Here is a 21680-nt window from a genome sequence, read left to right as displayed (position 1 = left end):
CATTTATTTACGAAAGCGACTCATGATATATGAGCGAAAATCCTCAATGGTTAAATAAACCACGGGCACCACGAGCAGACTCAGAAACGTTGACGTGAACAACCCTCCGATTACTGCAATCGCCATTTGGCTTCTAAATTCAGAATCAGAACTACCCGTTCCAATGGCAATTGGCAGCATGCCCACCGCCATCGCAATTGATGTCATGATAATGGGCGTAGCCCGATGACGGCAAGCATCTATAATGGCTTCGCGAAACGTTGCACCACGACCATTTTTATATATGATACAGTAATCAACTAAAAGAATCGAATTCTTGGTTGCAATACCTATCAGCATCACCATCCCAATCAATGCGGGCATGGAGAGTGCCTTGCCCGTTAACAGCAAGGCAATAAATCCCCCCCCAAATGATAAAGGTAGGGCTGAAAGAATTGTTATAGGCTGTAGGAAGTCGGTAAATAGCAGTGCCATAATAATATAAATTACAACCACACCAGCAAGCATCGCGAAACCAAACCCATGAAAAAGGTCATTCAACTCCTCGGCATCTCCAATATCCAATCTCGTAATACCCTTGGGCAGACTCTGGATAGACCGCATACGAGCGACAGAATCGGCAGCGTCGACGAGATCGACGCCAATGAGCTCCACTTCGAACTTCGCGACGCGGCTATAATTGAATCGGTTAATTGAGCCAACGCCTGTTGTGAGCCGAACCTCCGCGACCTGCCCTAGCTCCACAGTACCAGTCTTCGAATTGGCTGAAGGTACCCTGAGCATTTTGACAAGCTGAATTTGACTTAAGGATTCAGGCTTAATGATCAAGGCGATGGGAATCCGCTGTTGCCCTAGATTGAGCTTGGGAAGATACGCCTCATAATCGCCGATTGTTGAGACCCTCAAGGTATCTCCAATATCCTGTGTGCTGACCCCCAGGTCTGCTATTTTCGCAAAATCAGGCCGGATCAAGAGCTCTGGTCTTAGTTCAGAAACAGTCGAAGTAATTGATCCGAAACCCGGGATGGTTTTCAGTTCGCCTTCAACTTTTCGTGCCGTTAATGAGAGAAGATGCGGGTCCGCACTCATCAACTGAAAGGCAAAAACATGTCGTTGTGAACCCCTCGGGCCAACCTTGATTCTGACCCCCGGAACCCGACTCAGAAGCCTACTGATTTCGGACTCTATTTCTTCATTACTTTTTTCACGATCTTTACTGGGGCCTAGAATGACATTCAACGTGGCCTTACGGTATGTCTCCATACTATTCCGCCCGCTTTCACTGGATACGGGCGCACCGATGACGGAAAATACCGCCTTGACCACTGGAATGCTGGATATTTTTTGGCGAACCTCCTCGGAGAGCGCGAGGATTTCAGATTCCTGCGCACCCGGAGCCATTTCGATCATAACCTGCGTCTGTGGATCCTCGATTCTTGGCATGAAATCTTTGGCGAGAAAACCAGAAAGAAAAAGCGAACCGAAAAAAAACAGTAAAACACCAACCAGAGTCCAGATCCGATGATCCAGACACCACTCCACAAACCGGAGATAAACCATTTTTATATTATTCTGTCGCGTTTCCTTCTCGGGCGATAATTTCAATAAATGAGCCGACATCATCGGTGTCAGAAGACGGGCAACCGCCAACGATGAGAACACAGCAATTGTTGCGGTCACACCGAACTGTCTGAAATAGAGTCCTGTTATACCCTTCATGAAGGCCGTGGGGAAAAATACAGCGATCATTGCGAAGGTTGTCGCAATCACTGCAAGTCCTATTTCCTGCGTCGCATTGATGGTAGCGGTACGTGGCGAATGTTCAATACGTAAATATCGAATAATATTCTCAATCTCGACAATTGCATCATCCACCAGTATTCCGATTACCAAAGACAACGCAAGAAGCGTCACAAGATTTAGGGTGTACCCAAGAAAATACATGCCGATAAAGACAGGCAGCACTGACAGTGGTAGTGCCAATGCAGAGATCAGGGTCGCCCTTGAGTTGCGCAGAAATAACCATACGACAAAAATAACCAGGAATGTCCCTTCCACAAACATACGCACGGAGCCGGAGAAAGACTCTTCTACCGGGGAAACAAAATCAGTTATTCGTGCGATATGAATGTTCGGAAAATCAGCGCGGAGGTTTCGAATCGCTTGGTCGACCTGATTGGCAACCTCTATAACACCGGCGCCCTTGCTTCTTGCAATTTGAAAGGCGATGACGGGCTTACCATCCAGGAGAGCAATAGAGGGATTATCCTCTATTGTATCCCGAATATCAGCCAATTGATCGAGTCTGAAACTCCTGCCGTCGATAAATGGTATTTCTATTGCAGCAAGTTCATCGAGACTATGAACGTTGCCATCCGTGCGGATCACTTGCTCCGTACCGTTCAGAGTAGAAACCCCTCCGGAGCTTTCAATTTGAATTTTTCGTAGTCGCTGTGTGATTGCTGAGGCAGTCACATTTAATGCATTCAATCGAACTGGATTGAGTTCCACATGAATCTGACGATTGCCCCCTCCAATCCGCTTTACTTCCTCGACGCCATTCAAAACCGAAATCCGGTTAATGATGTTGTGATCAACAAACCAGGAAAGCTCTACCATACTCATGCTCTCCGAACGCACAGAAAAGATGAGAATCGGTTGCGATGAACTCGTAATTTTTTTGACCCTGGAATCGGTAGCATCATTTGGCAGCTTGGATCGAACACCAGAGACAACGGCAGATACCTCCTGATAAGCCTGCTCCAAAGGTTTTTCCAATTGAAAGATTACCGTCGTAACGGTACTGCCGTCATTAACCACGGAACTTATATGCTTTAACCCGCTGAGTGTTGATATTGCGTTCTCTATCCTTTCTGTTACTTCCGCCTCTATCTGTTCCGAGGCAGCTCCGGGCAGAGCGGTGCTTATTGTGATGGCTGGGAGATCGACATCGGGATAATCCTGAACAGCAAGCGATTCGAACGCAATAAGGCCGCCCAAGGATAAGATGATAAAGAAAAGAATAATGGGAATGGGGCGGTCGATGCTCCAGGCTGAAATATTCATGGCTCAACAACGTTAACGCTATCGCCATCCGCGAGGAAGCAGGCCCCGGTAGCCACAATGTCATCGCCTGCATTGATACCGGATTTGATCTCTTGATAGTTTCCGCTCTGTCGCCCGATTGAAACCTGCAACTCTGTAACCTTGGCAATATCACCTCGGTATTTATCCAGCCGATATACATGCTGAAATCCATTTTTTGAACATACAGCTCCACTCGGGACGGCGAGTGATAGTTTCATACCGAGCTGGAATTCTCCTTGCACAAACATTCCCGGTCGATACCCGTTCGAGAACAGAACCGGCATATCCACGAAAACTGTTGCCTGACGTGTTTTGCTATCGACCTCTGGAGATATGGATCGTACTGTTCCACGCACATCAGGGAGTCCCGCAGCACTCAGTAAAACGGTTACGCCCGGCTTGATCTCCTTGAGTTCTTCAGATGGAATCACGGCTAGCCACTCAAGCTGCCCCTTGAGTATCATGTGAAACAAGTCTGCTCCTAAAGACGGGACAGATCCAAGCTTCACATTTTGCTGTGTGATGACCCCTTCTTCCGCAGCAACAACTTTGGTATTTTTTAAGCGAAGTAACTGGAGATCCAGCTTTGCCTTGGCAGCCGCCATTCGCACTCTTGACGTCTTTTCTCCCATTGCCAATTCGGCAATCTTAAGTTCGCTTAATGCACCGGTTTCTTTTACCTGCTTCACCGCTCTGGATTTAAGTTCAGCATCACGTAACGAAAGCCTTGCCTGCTCCAACTCTGCGCGAGTTTGCTCGATCTCCAAGAGTAGCGACTTATCATCAAAGACCAGAAGGAGCTGACCTTTTTTCACATGATCGCCAACATGATGCAGCACTTTGGTGACGCTGGAGCCTGAAATCTCTGTCGCGACGATGACCTCTTGCCATATTTCAACAGTGCCATTAGCTTTTAACCCAAGAGAAAACTCTCGCTGCTCGGGGTTTATTGACCGTACACTAAGCGCGGTAGCCGAATTGACGGTTTCATCTCCATTTTTTGATTTTGAAAAAACGATCCACCTGAGTGAGAGCGCTATGGCCAAAGCCGCAATCAACAACCCAATCAAAAGACGAATTTTTAACGTTTTGGTAAACCAGGTTAAATTAAATGAAACTCTTGGGCTCATGTTTTTAGTCTTTTACAGCGGGATAATCGTGATCATCGATAGAGCGCTTGAGTCCTGCATCCCAACTTCCACCGACAGCTCGGTATAACGAAATCCAGGTTGTAACCTTTTCATAATCAAGCTTTGCTAAAGCAAGATCGGCTGCCAAAACATACCGCCTTGATGTTTCGACTTCGATCAGGCTTGCAATGCCTTTGCGATAAGCTTCCTGTGTGAAATCAAGGTATTTTCTGTAGTGAGAGGCTGCGGAAGCAGCAGCGGGTTGCTGTTTATCTATAGCATCCAGTTGAATCAACGCGACCTCCACTTCCTTCACTGCCTGTCGCGCCCTGGCATAAAACACAGCCAAGGCAGCCTCATATCGTGCGATGGCCGCGTCGGTGTTTGCCTCGCGCTTGACGGACTCGAATACTGGTAAGGTCAATGAAGGACCAAGGATTTTACCATTGGCCAATCCTGCCATGATGTTGCCGATTATTGTTAGTCGATGGTACTGTTGAGAACGTTCGACACCGATCTTCGCGCTGGCTTCGGCAAGGTTTCTCTCAGCCATGATCAAGTCGGGTCTCTGCATTAAAACCTCTGCGGGAATTCGCCCTACCTGAAACGGAGCGGGCGTGGGTATCCTCCCCTCTCTCGCGGGCTCGCTGTTCAATATTTTTCTTATATCGAAATCGCTGAGTCCTGTAAGCTCGACCAACGATTTCAAGCTTTGCTCACACTGTGCCTTTCTGACCTCCAGGTTCCGGATACCCTCGTCTGCCGTTGCCCTTGAAAGGGATGCGTCTCTGGGAGAGGAAAAACCCGCCTCAACCAGAATATCGACCATTCGAACAGTTTCTTTCCGTGACGCTGCATCCTTCGCTTCAATATTTCGCTGCAATTCACAAAACCGATAACCCGCGTAGCTATTGGCTACTTCAACCGCGACAGAAACACGGGCATCATGCCATCCCGCCAGTTTCGATTGGATCTGACTTTCCGACGCTTCAAGCTGACGAGACATTCCTCCATAAAGATCTATCTCCCAACTGGACTGCAGGCTACCACCCGCTGTGGCGTACACGGATTCGTAGCCGTTTTCACCAGGCGTACCGGGAGTGATCAAATTGTCAAGTACCTCATCATACGATGTTCCCTGAGTGTTTTCCCGACTGGCAGCCGACAGACTGGGTATAGAGATAATATTCGCATCAATAAAGGAGGCACGAGCTTGATTGACGCTGGCTTTCGCCAGGCGCGTGTTGGCGTTGACGCTTTGTGCGGCATCCATCAGTTGGATCAGAATCGGGTCCTGAAACTGAAGCCACCAGCGACGAAGGTCTGAAGTAGCGCCGCGATGTGCGACCCGAGTTGCTGAATCGGCAGGCAGCGCCCATTCAGTCTGTTTTTCAAGGCTGGGCGCGATGTAATCAGGTCCAACCGTGTCAAAGACACCGCCCTTAAGCCCGCATCCCGGGAGAAACAAAATCAGTGCGAGGCTGAAAGCGGAAAGCAAAGCTAAGTGTATCGGCCTGACAGGCGTGGAAATATCTGCTCGTGTCACCAGTCAACTCTGCGCAAGGCTGGGATGCAAACTAAGGATAGGGTTAAAAAATAGCTTCCTGAAATCGGTTTTCCCGGTAGTATGCCTCAATGGTACCCGCGAGGGAGGTACTCATCAAGAATAAAAATCGCGCCTGTTTGTGAGGGTAATTTATAATCGGCTTCCCTTGTTAAGACTATGGGAATAATAGGCGAACGACGAAGACGGCGATGGATTTGATGAAGTTCATGTCAACATGATGAAGGAATGTTGAGCCTAAAGGAAGAAATAGTGAACGCTACGCTCGAAGATCGACTGAGAGACACGCTGCATTTAATCATTTACAGCTGGTTGACCGTGATCATCGATAGACCGCTTGTGCCCTGCTTCCCAACTTCCACCGACAGCTCGGTATAACGAAATCCAGGCAGTAACCTTTTTATGATCAAGCCTTGCTAAAGCAAGATCGGCTGCCAAAACATACCGCCGTGATGTTTCCACTTCGATCAGGCTTGCAATGCCTTTGCGATAAGCTTCCTGCATGGAATCAAGATATTTTCTGTAGTGAGAGGCGGCGGAGGATGCCGTAGGATGCTGTTTATCTACAGCGTCCAGTTGAATCAGCGCGCCCTCCACTTCCTTTGCCGCCAGCCGCACCCTCGCATAAAACGCAGCCAAGGCGGCCTCATATCGCGCGATGGCCGCGTCGGTGTTTGCCTCGCGCTTGACGGACTCGAATACTGGTAAGGTCAATGAAGGACCAAAATGAAAGGCGGCGCCAATTGCATTAAAGCTACTGATGTTAATATTAGCCAACCCTGCCATGATGTTGCCGATTATTGTTAGTCGATGGTACTGTTGAGAACGTTCGACACCTATCTTCGCGCTGGCTTCGGCAAGGTTTCTCTCAGCCATGATCAAGTCGGGTCTCTGCATTAAAACCTCTGCGGGAATTCGCCCTACCTGAAACGGAGCGGGCGTGGGTATCCTCCCCTCTCTCGCGGGCTCGCTGTTCAATATTTTTCTTATATCGAAATCGCTGAGTCCTGTAAGCTCGACCAACGATTTCAAGCTTTGCTCACACTGTGCCTTTCTGACCTCCAGGTTCCGGATACCCTCGTCTGCCGTTGCCCTTGAAAGGGATGCGTCTCTGGGAGAGGAAAAACCCGCCTCAACCAGAATATCGACCATTCGAACAGTTTCTTTCCGTGACGCTGCATCCTTCGCTTCAATATTTCGCTGCAATTCACAAAACCGATAACCCGCGTAGCTATTGGCTACTTCAACCGCGACAGAAACACGGGCATCATGCCATCCCGCCAGTTTCGATTGGATCTGACTTTCAGACGCTTCAAGCTGACGAGACATTCCTCCATAAAGATCTATCTCCCAACTGGACTGCAGGCTACCACCCGCTGTGGCGTACACGGATTCGTAGCCGTTTTCACCAGGCGTACCGGGAGTGATCAAATTGTCAAGTACCTCATCATACGATGTTCCCTGAGTGTTTTCCCGACTGGCAGCCGACAGACTGGGTATAGAGATAATATTCGCATCAATAAAGGAGGCACGAGCTTGATTGACGCTGGCTTTCGCCAGGCGCGTGTTGGCGTTGACGCTTTGTGCGGCATCCATCAGTTGGATCAGAATCGGGTCCTGAAACTGAAGCCACCAGCGACGAAGGTCTGAAGTAGCGCCGCGATGCGCGACCCGAGTTGCTGAATCGGCAGGCAGCGCCCATTCAGTCTGTTTTTCAAGGCTGGGCGCAATGTAATCAGGTCCAACCGTGTCAAAGACACCGCCCTTAAGCCCGCATCCCGGGAGAAACAAAATCAGTGCGAGGCTGAAAGCGGAAAGCAAAGCTAAGTGTATCGGCCTGACAGGCGTGGAAATATCTGCTCGTGTCACCAGTCAACTCTGCGCAAGGCTGGGATGCAAACTAAGGATAGGGTTAAAAAATAGCTTCCTGAAATCGGTTTTCCCGGTAGTATGCCTCAATGGTACCCGCGAGGGAGGTACTCATCAAGAATAAAAATCGCGCCTGTTTGTGAGGGTAATTTATAATCGGCTTCCCTTGTTAAGACTATGGGAATAATAGGCGAACGACGAAGACGGCGATGGATTTGATGAAGTTCATGTCAACATGATTGTCTTCTACCTTTTTACTCAGCGTTGTTGACGCGTTAAAATCAAGACCCTTCTCATCTAAATCTTAAATTTAGCTTTACCCCTTATGATAGCTTGAGCATTTTCCATGTCTGAGAAACAGAATCGACCGGATGATTTCACCATTGACGGTGACCTTTTCAAAGTGCTTATCAATGCAGAAGGCCAGCATTCTCTCTGGCCGGCAGGCCAAGTTGCTCCCGCTGGCTGGGCAGCGGCCGGCTGTCAGGGATCCAAGGCAGAATGTCTGGCGTATGTCGATGCGAATTGGCTCGATATGCGGCCTATCAGCCTTCAGAAAGCGATGGACGGAGGGAGCGACTAGGTAGGGACGAAAGCCTTTCCTCCTGGAACACCACCCGACGCTAAAAAATATGGATGACATTATCCACCACGCAAAGGATCAGCAGGCATTACAGCTTCGACCGCTGACGATTGCTCAACAAGCCATCTATGTCGGTCACTTTCTGCATGATCCTTCCGCTTCCAGCTACACTATTGCCCAATACACTCGAATTGAAGGGCCGCTTAATACAACGCTCTTTTCTGCCGCTGTCGGTTGCGTGGTTAAAGCGGCCCCCTGCCTGCATTCCCGGCTGACGCTCGTAGATGAACACCCCTATGCGTTGATCGACGACTATTCCGATTGGAGATTGGACCAGATCGACCTACGCACGGCGGCCAATCCCGAAGTGGCTGCTGCCATCTGGATGGAGCGCGCGCGATCCACACCCTTTGACCTTCATACCGGACCGCTTTTCAATTCAGCCCTGCTGCTGATAGAAAAAGAATCCTTCATTCTATACCTATCGTGTCACCACCTCATTCTTGATGGTTTCGCAACCGGTTACTGTCAGCACGCTATTTTCGAAACGTATCAGGCGCTGCTTGAAGGGCGCGCGGTAGCTGATCTGTGCTTGCCGGATAACGCTTTTCAAGCCGAAACAAGCTATCGCGCCTCTCCTGCCTTTGAAGAAGACCGTCGTTTCTGGGCGGACTATCTTCAAGGCGTTACGGCCCGACCAAGCCTTTCTGGTCAACGGCCTGCCGCAGGACGATCGTTCGTTCGTAGCACGCTTACCCTGGGCAAGGACCTGGTCGACAGTCTGAGGCAAATTGCCAGACAGCATCGTGTCGCTCTGCCACGCCTGATGATTGCCTTGACCAGTGTTTATTACGCGAGGATGACGGGGCATTGGGAGATTTTGATCAATCTCCCAATTGCGGGACGTCTGAATGAGGAGGACAAGCTGTGTGCCGACATGAGATCCAACATCCTGCCGCTCCGGTTAACGCTTTTTCCGTTGATGACCCTGCGGAAGCTCTTCCAGGTGGTGGCTCAGGAAATGCGGCGGGTGCTGCCTCACCAACGCTATCGCCATGAAGAAATGCTGAGTGAGTTCATGGATTTTAATGATCCGGCGACCTTTACGGTCAACTACATGGCGTTTGAGGCGGATCGAGATATGGGCGACATTCATACCCGAACCATGAATCTCTCGAATGGACCGGTACAGGATCTCAGCCTGGTGTTTTATGAAGATCGGGCAGATCAATCTCTTCGCATCAATCTTAACGGAAACCAGGAACTTTACACGGAAACGGACCTTGCTGGTCATCTGAGCCGTTTTATTCTATTCATCGTAAACACGGTGCAGGACTCAACCCTAAAGAACCTGGCAGAACTCCGGATTATGGATGAAAGTGAACATCGGAAAGTGCTGGAGGACTTCAACGCCACCGCCCATGACCTGCCCGAGACCCCCCTGCCCGCGCTGTTCGAGGCGCAGGTCAACGCCTCGCCCGAGGCCATCGCCCTGGTTTTCGGCGGCTGCGAACTCGGCTACCGGGAACTGGACAGTAAAGCCAACCGCCTCGCCCGCTATCTGGTTCGGCTGCGCATCGGCCCCGAGGATATCGTCGCCATCGCCCTCGAACGTTCGATCGAGATGGTGGTTGCGCTGCTCGCCGTCCTCAAGGCCGGCGCGGCTTATCTGCCGCTCGATCCCGAATACCCGAAAGACCGTCTCGCCTTCATGATCGAGGACAGCCGGGCGCGCCTGCTCATTACCTCAACGGACATTCTTCACGCGCGTCTGGACAGTCCGGAGAGTGCGGCGCCGGCGGAGGACTTTGCCTCAACCCGGCAGACGCTGTGCCTCGACGATCCCGCGACCCAGGCGCAGCTGGCCCAGCTCAGCCCCGAGGCGCTCACCCAGGCCGAGCGGGTTCGCCCCCTCACCCCGCAGCATCTCGCCTATCTGATCTATACTTCGGGCAGTACCGGAAAACCGAAGGCTTCCGCGATTCATCATGAAGGCTTCTATAACTATGTTCACTGGGCCATTCGTTTCTATCACCCGGAACACGGAACCGGCGCTCCGATCAATACCTCCATCAGTTTCGATGCCACCGCAACCAGCCTTTGGCTGCCCTTGGCTGTCGGCAGAACTGTTTATCTCCTCGACCCTGATCGGGAATTAGACGAGCTGGCTGATCTTCTATCCAGAAGACAGAACCTATCGCTTGCCAAAGTAACTCCAGCTCATCTTGGAATACTTGCAGAGAAACTGGAGCCAACGACGCTGGAGAGGCAGATTCAAGTTCTGGTCATTGGCGGTGAAGCGCTTAATTCGAATCATCTGGATATCTGGCGCACCTATGCCCCTGATACGCGCTTAATCAACGAATATGGACCCACTGAAACGGTTGTAGGCTGTGTTATATATGAGGCGACCGGGGCGGAATCAGGCGGCACCGACGTCCCCATCGGCTCCCCGATCTGGAACACCCGGATCTATCTTCTCGATTCCGCCCTGAACCCGGTCCCGGTCGGCGTCCCCGGCGAACTCTACATCGCAGGCGCAGGCCTGGCGCGCGGCTACGCACACCGCCCCGCACTGACCGCCGAGCGCTTCATCGCCTGTCCCTTCGGTCCGCCCGGCGCCCGCATGTACCGCAGCGGCGATCTCGCCCGATGGCGTGACGACGGCAACCTCGATTACCTCGGACGCTGCGATCTTCAAGTCAAGATCCGCGGCTTCCGCATCGAGCCCGGCGAGATCGAGGCCGCGCTCGCTTCTCACCCCGCCATTGCTCAGGTCACCGTACAGGCGCGCCCGGTTCAGGGCATGCACGGCGCACCGGGCGACAGGCGCCTGATCGCCTATTGCGTTCACAAAGGCGGCATTGAACCGCCCTCCGCTTCGGCGCTGCGCGCGCATCTGGCCCGCTCCCTGCCAGACTATATGATTCCCGCCGCCTTTGTCGCGATCGATCACCTGCCGCTCACCCCCAACGGCAAGCTCGATAGCCGCGCCCTGCCCGAAGCGGAGATTCGGGGCGATGCGGCTTACCGCCCGCCCAGGGATGCAAAAGAGGCCTTGCTGGCCGCGCTTTACGCCGAACTGACCGGCGCGTCACCCGTCGGCGTCGACGATGGTTTCTTTGCCCTCGGCGGCGACAGCATCACCGCCATTCGCCTGGTCAGCAAGGCGCGCAGTGCAGGACTGGCCTTTACCGTTCGCGATATCTTCGAGCATCCGCAGGTTGAGGCGCTCGCCGCCATCGCCGACACGGTTTCCGAGCTGATTCCGCCCTGTTTGCCGCCCCTTCCGGGACCGGTCGCGCTGACACCCATTGCCCGGGAGTTCCTGGCACTCGGCCACCTCGACCGCTTCCACCAGGCCGTCGCCCTCGAGGTTCCCGCCTGCCTCTCTCCCGCCACCGTCGAGGACGCGCTGCTTTCGCTCATCAAGCATCACGATGCGCTGCGCCTGCGGATCTTACCGGGAGAGGCGGGAGAACCGCCGGCGCTGATCCTCGATCCTCCAGGCACGGCGCCGGCGTTCTCGCTGCTTGATGCCTCAGCCGCCTCCACCGACAACGCCGTCGCCCTTATCCGCGCCGCTTACCGCGATCTTCCGGCACAGCTCGATCCGGCCGCGGGACGCATGGTCGCCGCCCTCTGGGTGGCCCGTGCTTCGCAACGCCCGCTGCTGCTGCTCGCCATTCATCATCTGTCGGTCGATGGCGTTTCCTGGCGTATTCTGCTGGAGGATATTGAACTGCTGTGCGCCGGACGACCGCTGCCGTCCCGGACGCATTCCCTTCGCGACTGGGCCGATTACCTGCAGCATGAAGCCTCATCCCCGGCAAGGCTGGCCGAACTGCCGCTCTGGCAGCGCGTGCTGCACGGCGCTGCTGCGCTCCCGGGTGAAGAACGCCTTTCCCTCCCCGGTGAGCATCCGATCGGGAATACGCTTGGCAAGGCCAAATGCCTTTCCGGCTCCGTGGCTGCCGCGACCCTTTACAGCCTGCACGCGGCGCTGGGCGTCTATGACGCGACCATTGACGATTTCCTGCTCGCGGCGCTGGCCATGGCGCTCGAACGATGGCGGCCGGATTTGGCCGGAGCAGCGTTCAGCTCTTACGCTCCGCTGCTGGTGGATCGCGAAGGCCATGGCCGCGAGGACGAGGCCAGCGGACTCGATCTCACCCGCACCGTGGGCTGGTTCACCAGCGTGCATCCCGTACGCCTCGATTGCGCAGGCCTCTCGCTCGGCGAGGCGTTCCAGGGCGGCGCGGCGGCAGGTCTGCTGCTGCGCCGCATCAGGGAGGCGCTGCGCATCACCGACGACAAGGGCCTGGGCTTTGGCATCCTGCGCCACCTCAATCCCGATACCGCGCCACTTCTCGCGGCGCTGCCCAGGCCCGGCATTCTGTTCAACTACCTCGGCCGCTTCGAGCAGATTCCCGCTTCCGAAGGCTGGTGTTTCGCACCGGATGACCTGGGCGGCGGTCAGGACGATCCGCTCAGGGCGCGCACCCATCTCATCGACGTGAACGCTTTCCTCAATGCGGACGGCGCGCTTTGCGTTAATTGGTGTTATCTGCCCGAGGTCCATGACGAAGCGGCCATCGCTTCTCTGGCCCGGTATTTCGAAGCCGCGCTCGCTGCGCTATGCCGGCATTGTCAGCAGGCGCCCCTGGCGCAGCGCAGGATTCCGGCCGATTTCCCGTTGGCAAGACAGGCGGGGCTGGATCAGGCGCTGCTGGACCGGCTGGCCGCCGAACCCGCTTTCGAGGCGGTCATCCCGCTGGCGCCGCTTCAGGCCGGACTGGCCTTCGAGAGTCTGGCGCTTGACCCCGAGCGGGGGGACGATCCCTATCATGTCCAGATCGCCCTTGATCTTCGCGGCCCGCTCGACGCCGGGCGGCTCAGGGAAGCCTTCGGGCAACTGATCGAACGTCACGCCGTGCTCCGCCTCGCGCTGCCTGCGCAGGCCCTGGTTCAGGGGCTGGGCCTGCTGTCGCATACCGGCCCGGACTGGCGCTACTGCGAGCTGCCGGTCCGGAACGCTGAGGAACGGGCCGCGATACTGGAAAGTATCATCGCCGAAGACAAGGCCGAGTGCTTTGATCTCGAGCACGGCCCCCTGCTGCGCGCCAGGCTCGTCCGCCATGGACCGGATCGCCATACCCTGCTGATCGCCAATCACCATGCCCTGCTTGATGGCTGGTCCATGCCGATCCTGTTCGCCGACTTCGCCGCGCTGTACCGGGGTGATGTCCTTCCCGCGCCCTATGACTGGCGCCGGCATCTGGCCTGGCTGCTGCAACAGGACCGGGATGCCGCCGGCGCCTATTGGCGAAAGCATCTCCAGGTACACGAAGGCGGCGCCCTCGCCGCGCTCCCCGCACCCGCCAAGCGGCTATCCGGTATCGGCGAATGCCATAGCGCCCTCTCTGCCGATCTCGGCAGGGATCTGGAGGCTTTTGCCCGCGCGAACGATTTAACCCTTTCCACCGTTTTCCAGGGCGCCTTCATGCGCCTGCTCGGCCAGTTGAATGCGCTGTCCGCGATCACTATCGGCATCACCCGCAGCGGCCGCAACGCCGCGCGCGAAGGCGTCGACCAGGCAGTCGGGCTGTATATCGGCACCCTGCCTCTACACGCCTCGCTACGCCCGGGAGACAATCTGGCGGCCTGGCTCCGCGAGCTGCAGCTCATCCAGGCCGAACAGGAGCCGCATGCCCATCTCCCGCTCAGTACCGTGCAGCGCCTCGCCGGCATCGGCGACGGCGCTCCGCTGTTCGAGGCGCTTTACGTCTTCGAGAATTATCCGGTCGATGAGACGCTGCAAACCTTTGCCGAAGGTCTGCGGATCGGTGAGGTCAACGGCTTCGACTCCGCCCATTATCCGCTTTCACTGACGGTGATCCCCGGTAAATCCGTGCGGCTGCGCCTCAGTCATGACCGTTCGCGGGTCGATGCGCAGACTGCAAACCGCATTCTCGAGCAGCTCACGGTGCTGCTGGGCCGGATGGCGGAGGCAAACCCGGCTACCCGCGTCGCGGAGCTCAACGTCCTGACGCCGGCGGAGCGCCAACAGGTGCTGGAGGACTTCAACGCCACCGCCCATGACCTGCCCGAGACCCCCCTGCCCGCGCTGTTCGAGGCGCAGGTCAACGCCTCGCCCGAGGCCATCGCCCTGGTTTTCGGCGACTGCGAGCTCGGCTACCGGGAACTGGACAGTAAAGCCAACCGCCTCGCCCGCTATCTGGTTCGGCTGCGCATCGGCCCCGAGGATATCGTCGCCATCGCCCTCGAACGTTCGATCGAGATGGTGGTTGCGCTGCTCGCCGTTCTCAAGGCCGGCGCGGCTTATCTGCCGCTCGATCCCGAATACCCGAAAGACCGTCTCGCCTTCATGATCGCGGACAGCCGGGCGCGCCTGCTCATTACCTCAACGGACATTCTTCACGCGCGTCTGGACAGTCCGGAGAGTGCGGCGCCGGCGGAGGGATTGGCCTCAACCCGGCAGACGCTGTGCCTCGACGATCCCGCGACCCAGGCGCAGCTGGCCCAGCTCAGCCCCGAGGCGCTCACCCAGGCCGAGCGGGTTCGCCCCCTCACCCCGCAGCATCTCGCCTATCTGATCTATACTTCGGGCAGTACCGGCGCGCCAAAGGGGGTGGGCATCACTCAACTCAACTTGTGTGGACTGCTTTCATCCTTTAAAAACGACCTGGGTGTTAAAGACAGCTTACTCGCGCTGACAACCCTCTCCTTCGATATTGCAGGATTGGAAATTTTTCTTCCTTTAACAGCAGGAGCTTCTGTACATATCCTACCAAGCGAAGAAAGTCGCACGCCGGATGCCATCAGGAAAATAGCTGGACGAATCAAGCCCACCTTCATGCAGGCGACTCCAAGCATGTGGAGCGCGCTGTTGGAATCAGACTTCAACCTTCCTGTTCGAATCGTCATCGGTGGAGAGTCCGCATCCAGCCATCTTCTGGATCGGCTGTTGTACTTCGGAAGCGTAACTCATGTATACGGTCCGACCGAAACCACAATCTGGTCAAGCAAGCACGCTGTTGTTTCTGGCAATGATGCTGGCATCATTGGAAAACCGCTTGGCAATGAGTGTGCTTATATTCTCGACCCAGCATTAAACCCGGTCCCGGTCGGCGTCCCCGGCGAACTCTACATCGCAGGCGCAGGCCTGGCGCGCGGCTACGCACACCGCCCCGCACTGACCGCCGAGCGCTTCATCGCCTGCCCCTTCGGTCCGCCCGGCGCCCGCATGTACCGCAGCGGCGATCTCGCCCGATGGCGTGACGACGGCAACCTCGATTACCTCGGACGCTGCGATCTTCAAGTCAAGATCCGCGGCTTCCGCATCGAGCCCGGCGAGATCGAGGCCGCGCTCGCTTCTCACCCCGCCATTGCTCAGGTCACCGTACAGGCGCGCCCGGTTCAGGGCATGCACGGCGCACCGGGCGACAGGCGCCTGATCGCCTATTGCGTTCACAAAGGCGGCATTGAACCGCCCTCCGCTTCGGCGCTGCGCGCGCATCTGGCCCGCTCCCTGCCAGACTATATGATTCCCGCCGCCTTTGTCGCGATCGATCACCTGCCGCTCACCCCCAACGGCAAGCTCGATAGCCGCGCCCTGCCCGAAGCGGAGATTCGGGGCGATGCGGCTTACCGCCCGCCCAGGGATGCAAAAGAGGCCTTGCTGGCCGCGCTTTACGCCGAACTGACCGGCGCGTCACCCGTCGGCGCCGACGATGGTTTCTTTGCCCTCGGCGGACATTCGCTGCTGGCGATGCGCCTGATCGCACGGGTGCGCGAGGCGACCGCTCTCGAACTGCCGCTCCGGGCGCTGTTCGAGCACCCCACCGTCGAAGCGCTCGCGAAGGTCCTCGATTCCCTGGCCCGCGATGCCCGTCCGCCGATTCGCCCAGGCGAAGGCGCTGACGGCGAGTACCGCGCCCTTTCCTTCGGACAGGTGCGCCTCTGGGCACTCGACCGGCTTGAAGGCCCCTCTTCCCGCTACAACATGCCCGGCGCATTCCGCCTGCACGGCGCTTTCGATAGCAGGGCCATGGCCGCCGCGCTCGAAACGCTGATCCTTCGCCATGAACCGCTCAGAACCGTTATCGTCGAACGCGACGGTCAGCCCACCGGCCTTCTGTTGCCGGTACCCCCGGCCGAGACGCTGATCGCTGTCCATGACCTCTCCGCTCCGGATTCCGGCCAACGCGAATCCGCGCTGCATGACGCGATCGTTCGCGAGACAGTTCGCCCCTTCGAGCTGGCCCGCGATCTCCTGCTGCGCGCCACGCTGTTCCGCTGTGACCCGTGCGAGCACGTCCTGGTGGTCGTTCTGCATCATGCCGCCGGCGATGGCGTCTCGGTCGGGGTGATCCTGCGCGAGTTGCGGGAAGGCTATGCCGCCGCCGTACGCGGCGTTCCCCCGGCCTGCGCGTCCCTGCCGCTTGCCTATGCCGATCATGCCGCCTGGCAGCGACGCTGGCTCGAAGGCTCAGGCGAGCTCGATCGTCAGCTTGCCCATTGGCGCGAGCGTCTGACCGGCGCACCCGCGTTGCTCTCCCTGCCCGCCGACCGCCCCCGCGAAGCGCATCGCGCCCGCCGGGCAGGGAGTATTCCGCTCCGCTGCTCCGCACCACTGCGCGCCGCGCTCGAACAATGCGCCCACCGCCACGGCTCGACCCTGTTTGCCGTGCTGATGGCCGCTTATGCCGCGCTTCTCGCAAGGCTGGCCCGCCAGGACGAGGTCGTCATCGGTTTCCCGGTCGCCGGACGCGCCCTGCCGGATCTGGAATACCTGATCGGTTTCTTCGTCAACACCCTGACCTTGCGCATCACGCTTGTGGGAACGCTCAGCGCCGATGACCTCATCGCCCAGGTCAGGGACCGTGTCCTGGATGCCCTCGCGCATCAGGACGCGCCCTTCGAGCGTCTGGTCGAGGAGCTCGCGGCGGGACGCTCGCTGTCCCACACCCCGCTGTTCCAGGCGATGTTTGCCTGGCAGCACCAGAGCGATGAAACTTTTGCATTGGAGGGACTGCAGGTTGAGTGCCTCCCGCTCTCGCCCGATCGGGCCAAGTTCGATCTTACCCTTTCCCTGGCGACGACGCCGGATGGCGCGATTGCCGGCGGCTTCGAGTTCGACGCCGATCTCTTTGACGAGAACAGCGTCCTGCGTTGGCGTGACGCTTTTCTCAACCTCGTCACCGGAATGGTGGAGCGACCGGCTTTACCGCCGGCCGCCTTGCCGCTGCTGGGAGAACCGGCGCGCAGCCAGGTTCTCCAGGACTTCAACGCCACCGCCCATGACCTGCCCGAGACCCCCCTGCCCGCGCTGTTCGAGGCGCAGGTCAACGCCTCGCCCGAGGCCATCGCCCTGGTTTTCGGCGACTGCGAACTCAGCTACCGGGAACTGGACAGTAAAGCCAACCGCCTCGCCCGCTATCTGGTTCGGCTGCGCATCGGCCCCGAGGATATCGTCGCCATCGCCCTCGAACGTTCGATCGAGATGGTGGTTGCGCTGCTCGCCGTTCTCAAGGCCGGCGCGGCTTATCTGCCGCTCGATCCCGAATACCCGAAAGACCGTCTCGCCTTCATGATCGAGGACAGCCGGGCGCGCCTGCTCATTACCTCAACGGACATTCTTCACGCGCGTCTGGACAGTCCGGAGAGTGCGGCGCCCGCGGAGGGATTGGCCTCAACCCGGCAGACGCTGTGCCTCGACGATCCCTCCGCTCAGGCGCAGCTGGCCCAGTTCAGCCCCGAGGCGCTCACCCAGGCCGAGCGGGTTCGCCCCCTCTCTCCGCAGCATCTCGCCTATCTGATTTATACCTCGGGCAGTACCGGCGCGCCGAAATCGGTCGCTGTCACACATCAGGGATTAAGTAATTATCTCTTTTGGGGCATCCACTTCTACCGGCCGGACAGTGGTAGAGGGGCCCCGATCAATACCTCCATTGCTTTTGATGCAACAGGCACAAGTCTGTGGCTCCCTCTGATTATAGGACGTTCGGTCAGGCTTATTGATCCACAGACCGAGCTCGATAACTTAGCGACGAATCTTTCATCCAGGGAAAACTATTCCTTGATCAAGCTGAATCCAGTTCACCTTGACATCCTCGGAAGTTCAATACAATCTGAAACGGCGGCAATTTCTGCCCAGCTGGTGGTCATCGGTGGTGAAGCGCTTCGACAGGATGCTGTTTATTTGTGGTGGAAAAACAATCCAAAAACTCGCTTTGTCAACCAATACGGTCCAACTGAATCGACTATAGCGTGTACAGCCTATGAAATAATCGAAAAAGATGCAGACTCAGATTCGATTTTTGTTTCCATCGGCTCCCCGATCTGGAACACCCGGATCTATCTTCTCGATTCCGCCCTGAACCCGGTCCCGGTCGGCGTCCCCGGCGAACTCTACATCGCAGGCGCAGGCCTGGCGCGCGGCTACGCACACCGCCCCGGACTGACCGCCGAGCGCTTCATCGCCTGCCCTTTCGGTCCGCCCGGCGCCCGCATGTACCGCAGCGGCGATCTCGCCCGATGGCGTGACGACGGCAACCTCGATTACCTCGGACGCTGCGATCTTCAAGTCAAGATCCGCGGCTTCCGCATCGAGCCCGGCGAGATCGAGGCCGCGCTCGCTTCTCACCCCGCCATTGCTCAGGTCACCGTACAGGCGCGCCCGGTTCAGGGCATGCACGGCGCACCGGGCGACAGGCGCCTGATCGCCTATTGCGTTCACAAAGGCGGCATTGAACCGCCCAACGCTTCGGCGCTGCGCGCGCATCTGGCCCGCTCCCTGCCAGACTATATGATTCCCGCCGCCTTCGTCGCGATCGATCACCTGCCGCTCACCCCCAACGGCAAGCTCGATAGCCGCGCCCTGCCCGAAGCGGAGATTCGGGGCGATGCGGCTTACCGCCCGCCCAGGGATGCAAAAGAGGCCTTGCTGGCCGCGCTTTACGCCGAACTGACCGGCGCGTCACCCGTCGGCGCCGACGATGGTTTCTTTGCCCTCGGCGGCGACAGCATCACCGCCATCCGCCTGGTCAGCAAGGCGCGCAGTGCAGGACTGGCCTTTACCGTTCGCGATATCTTCGAGCATCCGCAGGTTGAGGCGCTCGCCGCCATCGCCGACACGGTTTCCGAGCTGATTCCGCCCTGTTTGCCGCCCCTTCCGGGACCGGTCGCGCTGACACCCATTGCCCGGGAGTTCCTGGCACTCGGCCACCTCGACCGCTTCCACCAGGCCGTCGCCCTCGAGGTTCCCGCCTGCCTCTCTCCCGCCACCGTCGAGGACGCGCTGCTTTCGCTCATCGAGCATCACGATGCGCTGCGCCTGCGGATCTTACCGGGAGAGGCGGGAGAACCGCCGGCGCTGATCCTCGATCCTCCTGGCACGGCGCCGGCGTTCTCGCTGCTTGATGCCTCAGCCGCCTCCACCGACAACGCCGTCGCCCTTATCCGCGCCGCTTACCGCGATCTTCCGGCACAGCTCGATCCGGCCGCGGGACGCATGGTCGCCGCCCTCTGGGTGGCCCGTGCTTCGCAACGCCCGCTGCTGCTGCTCGCCATTCATCATCTGTCGGTCGATGGCGTTTCCTGGCGTATTCTGCTGGAGGATATTGAACTGCTGTGCGCCGGACGGCCGCTGCCGTCCCGGACGCATTCCCTTCGCGACTGGGCCGATTACCTGCAGCATGAAGCCTCATCCCCGGCAAGGCTGGCCGAACTGCCGCTCTGGCAGCGCGTGCTGCACGGCGCTGCTGCGCTCCCGGGTGAAGAACGCCTTTCCCTCCCCGGTGAGCATCCGATCGGGAATACGCTTGGCAAGGCCAAATGCCTTTCCGGCTCCGTGGCTGCCGCGACCCTTTACAGCCTGCACGCGGCGCTGGGCGTCTATGACGCGACCATTGACGATTTCCTGCTCGCGGCGCTGGCCATGGCGCTCGAACGATGGCGGCCGGATTTGGCCGGAGCAGCGTTCAGCTCTTACGCTCCGCTGCTGGTGGATCGCGAAGGCCATGGCCGCGAGGACGAGGCCAGCGGACTCGATCTCACCCGCACCGTGGGCTGGTTCACCAGCGTGCATCCCGTACGCCTCGATTGCGCAGGCCTCTCGCTCGGCGAGGCGTTCCAGGGCGGCGCGGCGGCAGGTCTGCTGCTGCGCCGCATCAGGGAGGCGCTGCGCATCACCGACGACAAGGGCCTGGGCTTTGGCATCCTGCGCCACCTCAATCCCGATACCGCGCCACTTCTCGCGGCGCTGCCCAGGCCCGGCATTCTGTTCAACTACCTCGGCCGCTTCGAGCAGATTCCCGCTTCCGAAGGCTGGTGTTTCGCACCGGATGACCTGGGCGGCGGTCAGGACGATCCGCTCAGGGCGCGCACCCATCTCATCGACGTGAACGCTTTCCTCAATGCGGACGGCGCGCTTTGCGTTAATTGGTGTTATCTGCCCGAGGTCCATGACGAAGCGGCCATCGCTTCTCTGGCCCGGTATTTCGAAGCCGCGCTCGCTGCGCTATGCCGGCATTGTCAGCAGGCGCCCCTGGCGCAGCGCAGGATTCCGGCCGATTTCCCGTTGGCAAGACAGGCGGGGCTGGATCAGGCGCTGCTGGACCGGCTGGCCGCCGAACCCGCTTTCGAGGCGGTCATCCCGCTGGCGCCGCTTCAGGCCGGACTGGCCTTCGAGAGTCTGGCGCTTGACCCCGAGCGGGGGGACGATCCCTATCATGTCCAGATCGCCCTTGATCTTCGCGGCCCGCTCGACGCCGGGCGGCTCAGGGAAGCCTTCGGGCAACTGATCGAACGTCACGCCGTGCTCCGCCTCGCGCTGCCTGCGCAGGCCCTGGTTCAGGGGCTGGGCCTGCTGTCGCATACCGGCCCGGACTGGCGCTACTGCGAGCTGCCGGTCCGGAACGCTGAGGAACGGGCCGCGATACTGGAAAGTATCATCGCCGAAGACAAGGCCGAGTGCTTTGATCTCGAGCACGGCCCCCTGCTGCGCGCCAGGCTCGTCCGCCATGGACCGGATCGCCATACCCTGCTGATCGCCAATCACCATGCCCTGCTTGATGGCTGGTCCATGCCGATCCTGTTCGCCGACTTCGCCGCGCTGTACCGGGGTGATGTCCTTCCCGCGCCCTATGACTGGCGCCGGCATCTGGCCTGGCTGCTGCAACAGGACCGGGATGCCGCCGGCGCCTATTGGCGAAAGCATCTCCAGGTACACGAAGGCGGCGCCCTCGCCGCGCTCCCCGCACCCGCCAAGCGGCTATCCGGTATCGGCGAATGCCATAGCGCCCTCTCTGCCGATCTCGGCAGGGATCTGGAGGCTTTTGCCCGCGCGAACGATTTAACCCTTTCCACCGTTTTCCAGGGCGCCTTCATGCGCCTGCTCGGCCAGTTGAATGCGCTGTCCGCG

At 58.1% G+C, this 21680-nt stretch carries 6 protein-coding genes (1 of these 6 cut by a window edge); 2 read left to right on the top strand and 4 right to left on the bottom strand.

What is annotated here, in order from left to right; genetic code table 11:
* Nucleotides 1-3: 3 nt before the first annotated feature.
* The 4 genes from F6R98_RS00885 to F6R98_RS00870 form a co-directional block, all read right to left on the bottom strand.
* On the bottom strand, nucleotides 4-3066 hold the full coding sequence (locus F6R98_RS00885) for an efflux RND transporter permease subunit (RefSeq protein WP_153247331.1): 3063 nt from the start codon (nucleotides 3064-3066) through the stop codon (nucleotides 4-6).
* Entirely contained in the window at nucleotides 3063-4217 is a 1155-nt protein-coding gene (locus F6R98_RS00880; RefSeq protein WP_153247330.1) for an efflux RND transporter periplasmic adaptor subunit, read from the bottom strand. The genes F6R98_RS00885 and F6R98_RS00880 overlap by 4 nt, the downstream gene beginning before the upstream one ends.
* A 4-nt stretch (nucleotides 4218-4221) precedes the next feature.
* Nucleotides 4222-5763, bottom strand: coding sequence for an efflux transporter outer membrane subunit (locus tag F6R98_RS00875; RefSeq protein WP_194270080.1), 1542 nt, complete (start codon nucleotides 5761-5763; stop codon nucleotides 4222-4224).
* Nucleotides 5764-6075: 312 nt separating this feature from the next.
* Nucleotides 6076-7650 (bottom strand): efflux transporter outer membrane subunit, encoded by a 1575-nt coding sequence (locus tag F6R98_RS00870; protein WP_194270079.1) that lies wholly within the window; start codon nucleotides 7648-7650, stop codon nucleotides 6076-6078.
* A gap of 346 nt (nucleotides 7651-7996) precedes the next feature.
* Between F6R98_RS00870 and F6R98_RS00865 the strand changes: the two genes are divergently transcribed.
* Nucleotides 7997-8233, top strand: coding sequence for an MbtH family protein (locus F6R98_RS00865; RefSeq protein WP_153247327.1), 237 nt, complete (start codon nucleotides 7997-7999; stop codon nucleotides 8231-8233).
* A 49-nt stretch (nucleotides 8234-8282) separates the two neighbouring features.
* Nucleotides 8283-21680 carry the 5' portion of a non-ribosomal peptide synthetase gene (locus F6R98_RS00860; protein WP_153247326.1) on the top strand. It continues 14403 nt past the right edge of the window, so 13398 of the gene's 27801 nt are visible here — the first part of the coding sequence; it begins with the start codon at nucleotides 8283-8285; its stop codon lies beyond the right edge, outside the window.

The organism is Candidatus Methylospira mobilis, assembly GCF_009498235.1.
Classification (GTDB): Bacteria; Pseudomonadota; Gammaproteobacteria; order Methylococcales; family Methylococcaceae; genus Methylospira; species Methylospira mobilis.
Note: the sequence above shows the minus strand (reverse complement) of the source record. Positions and strands in the feature narration are given on the sequence as shown.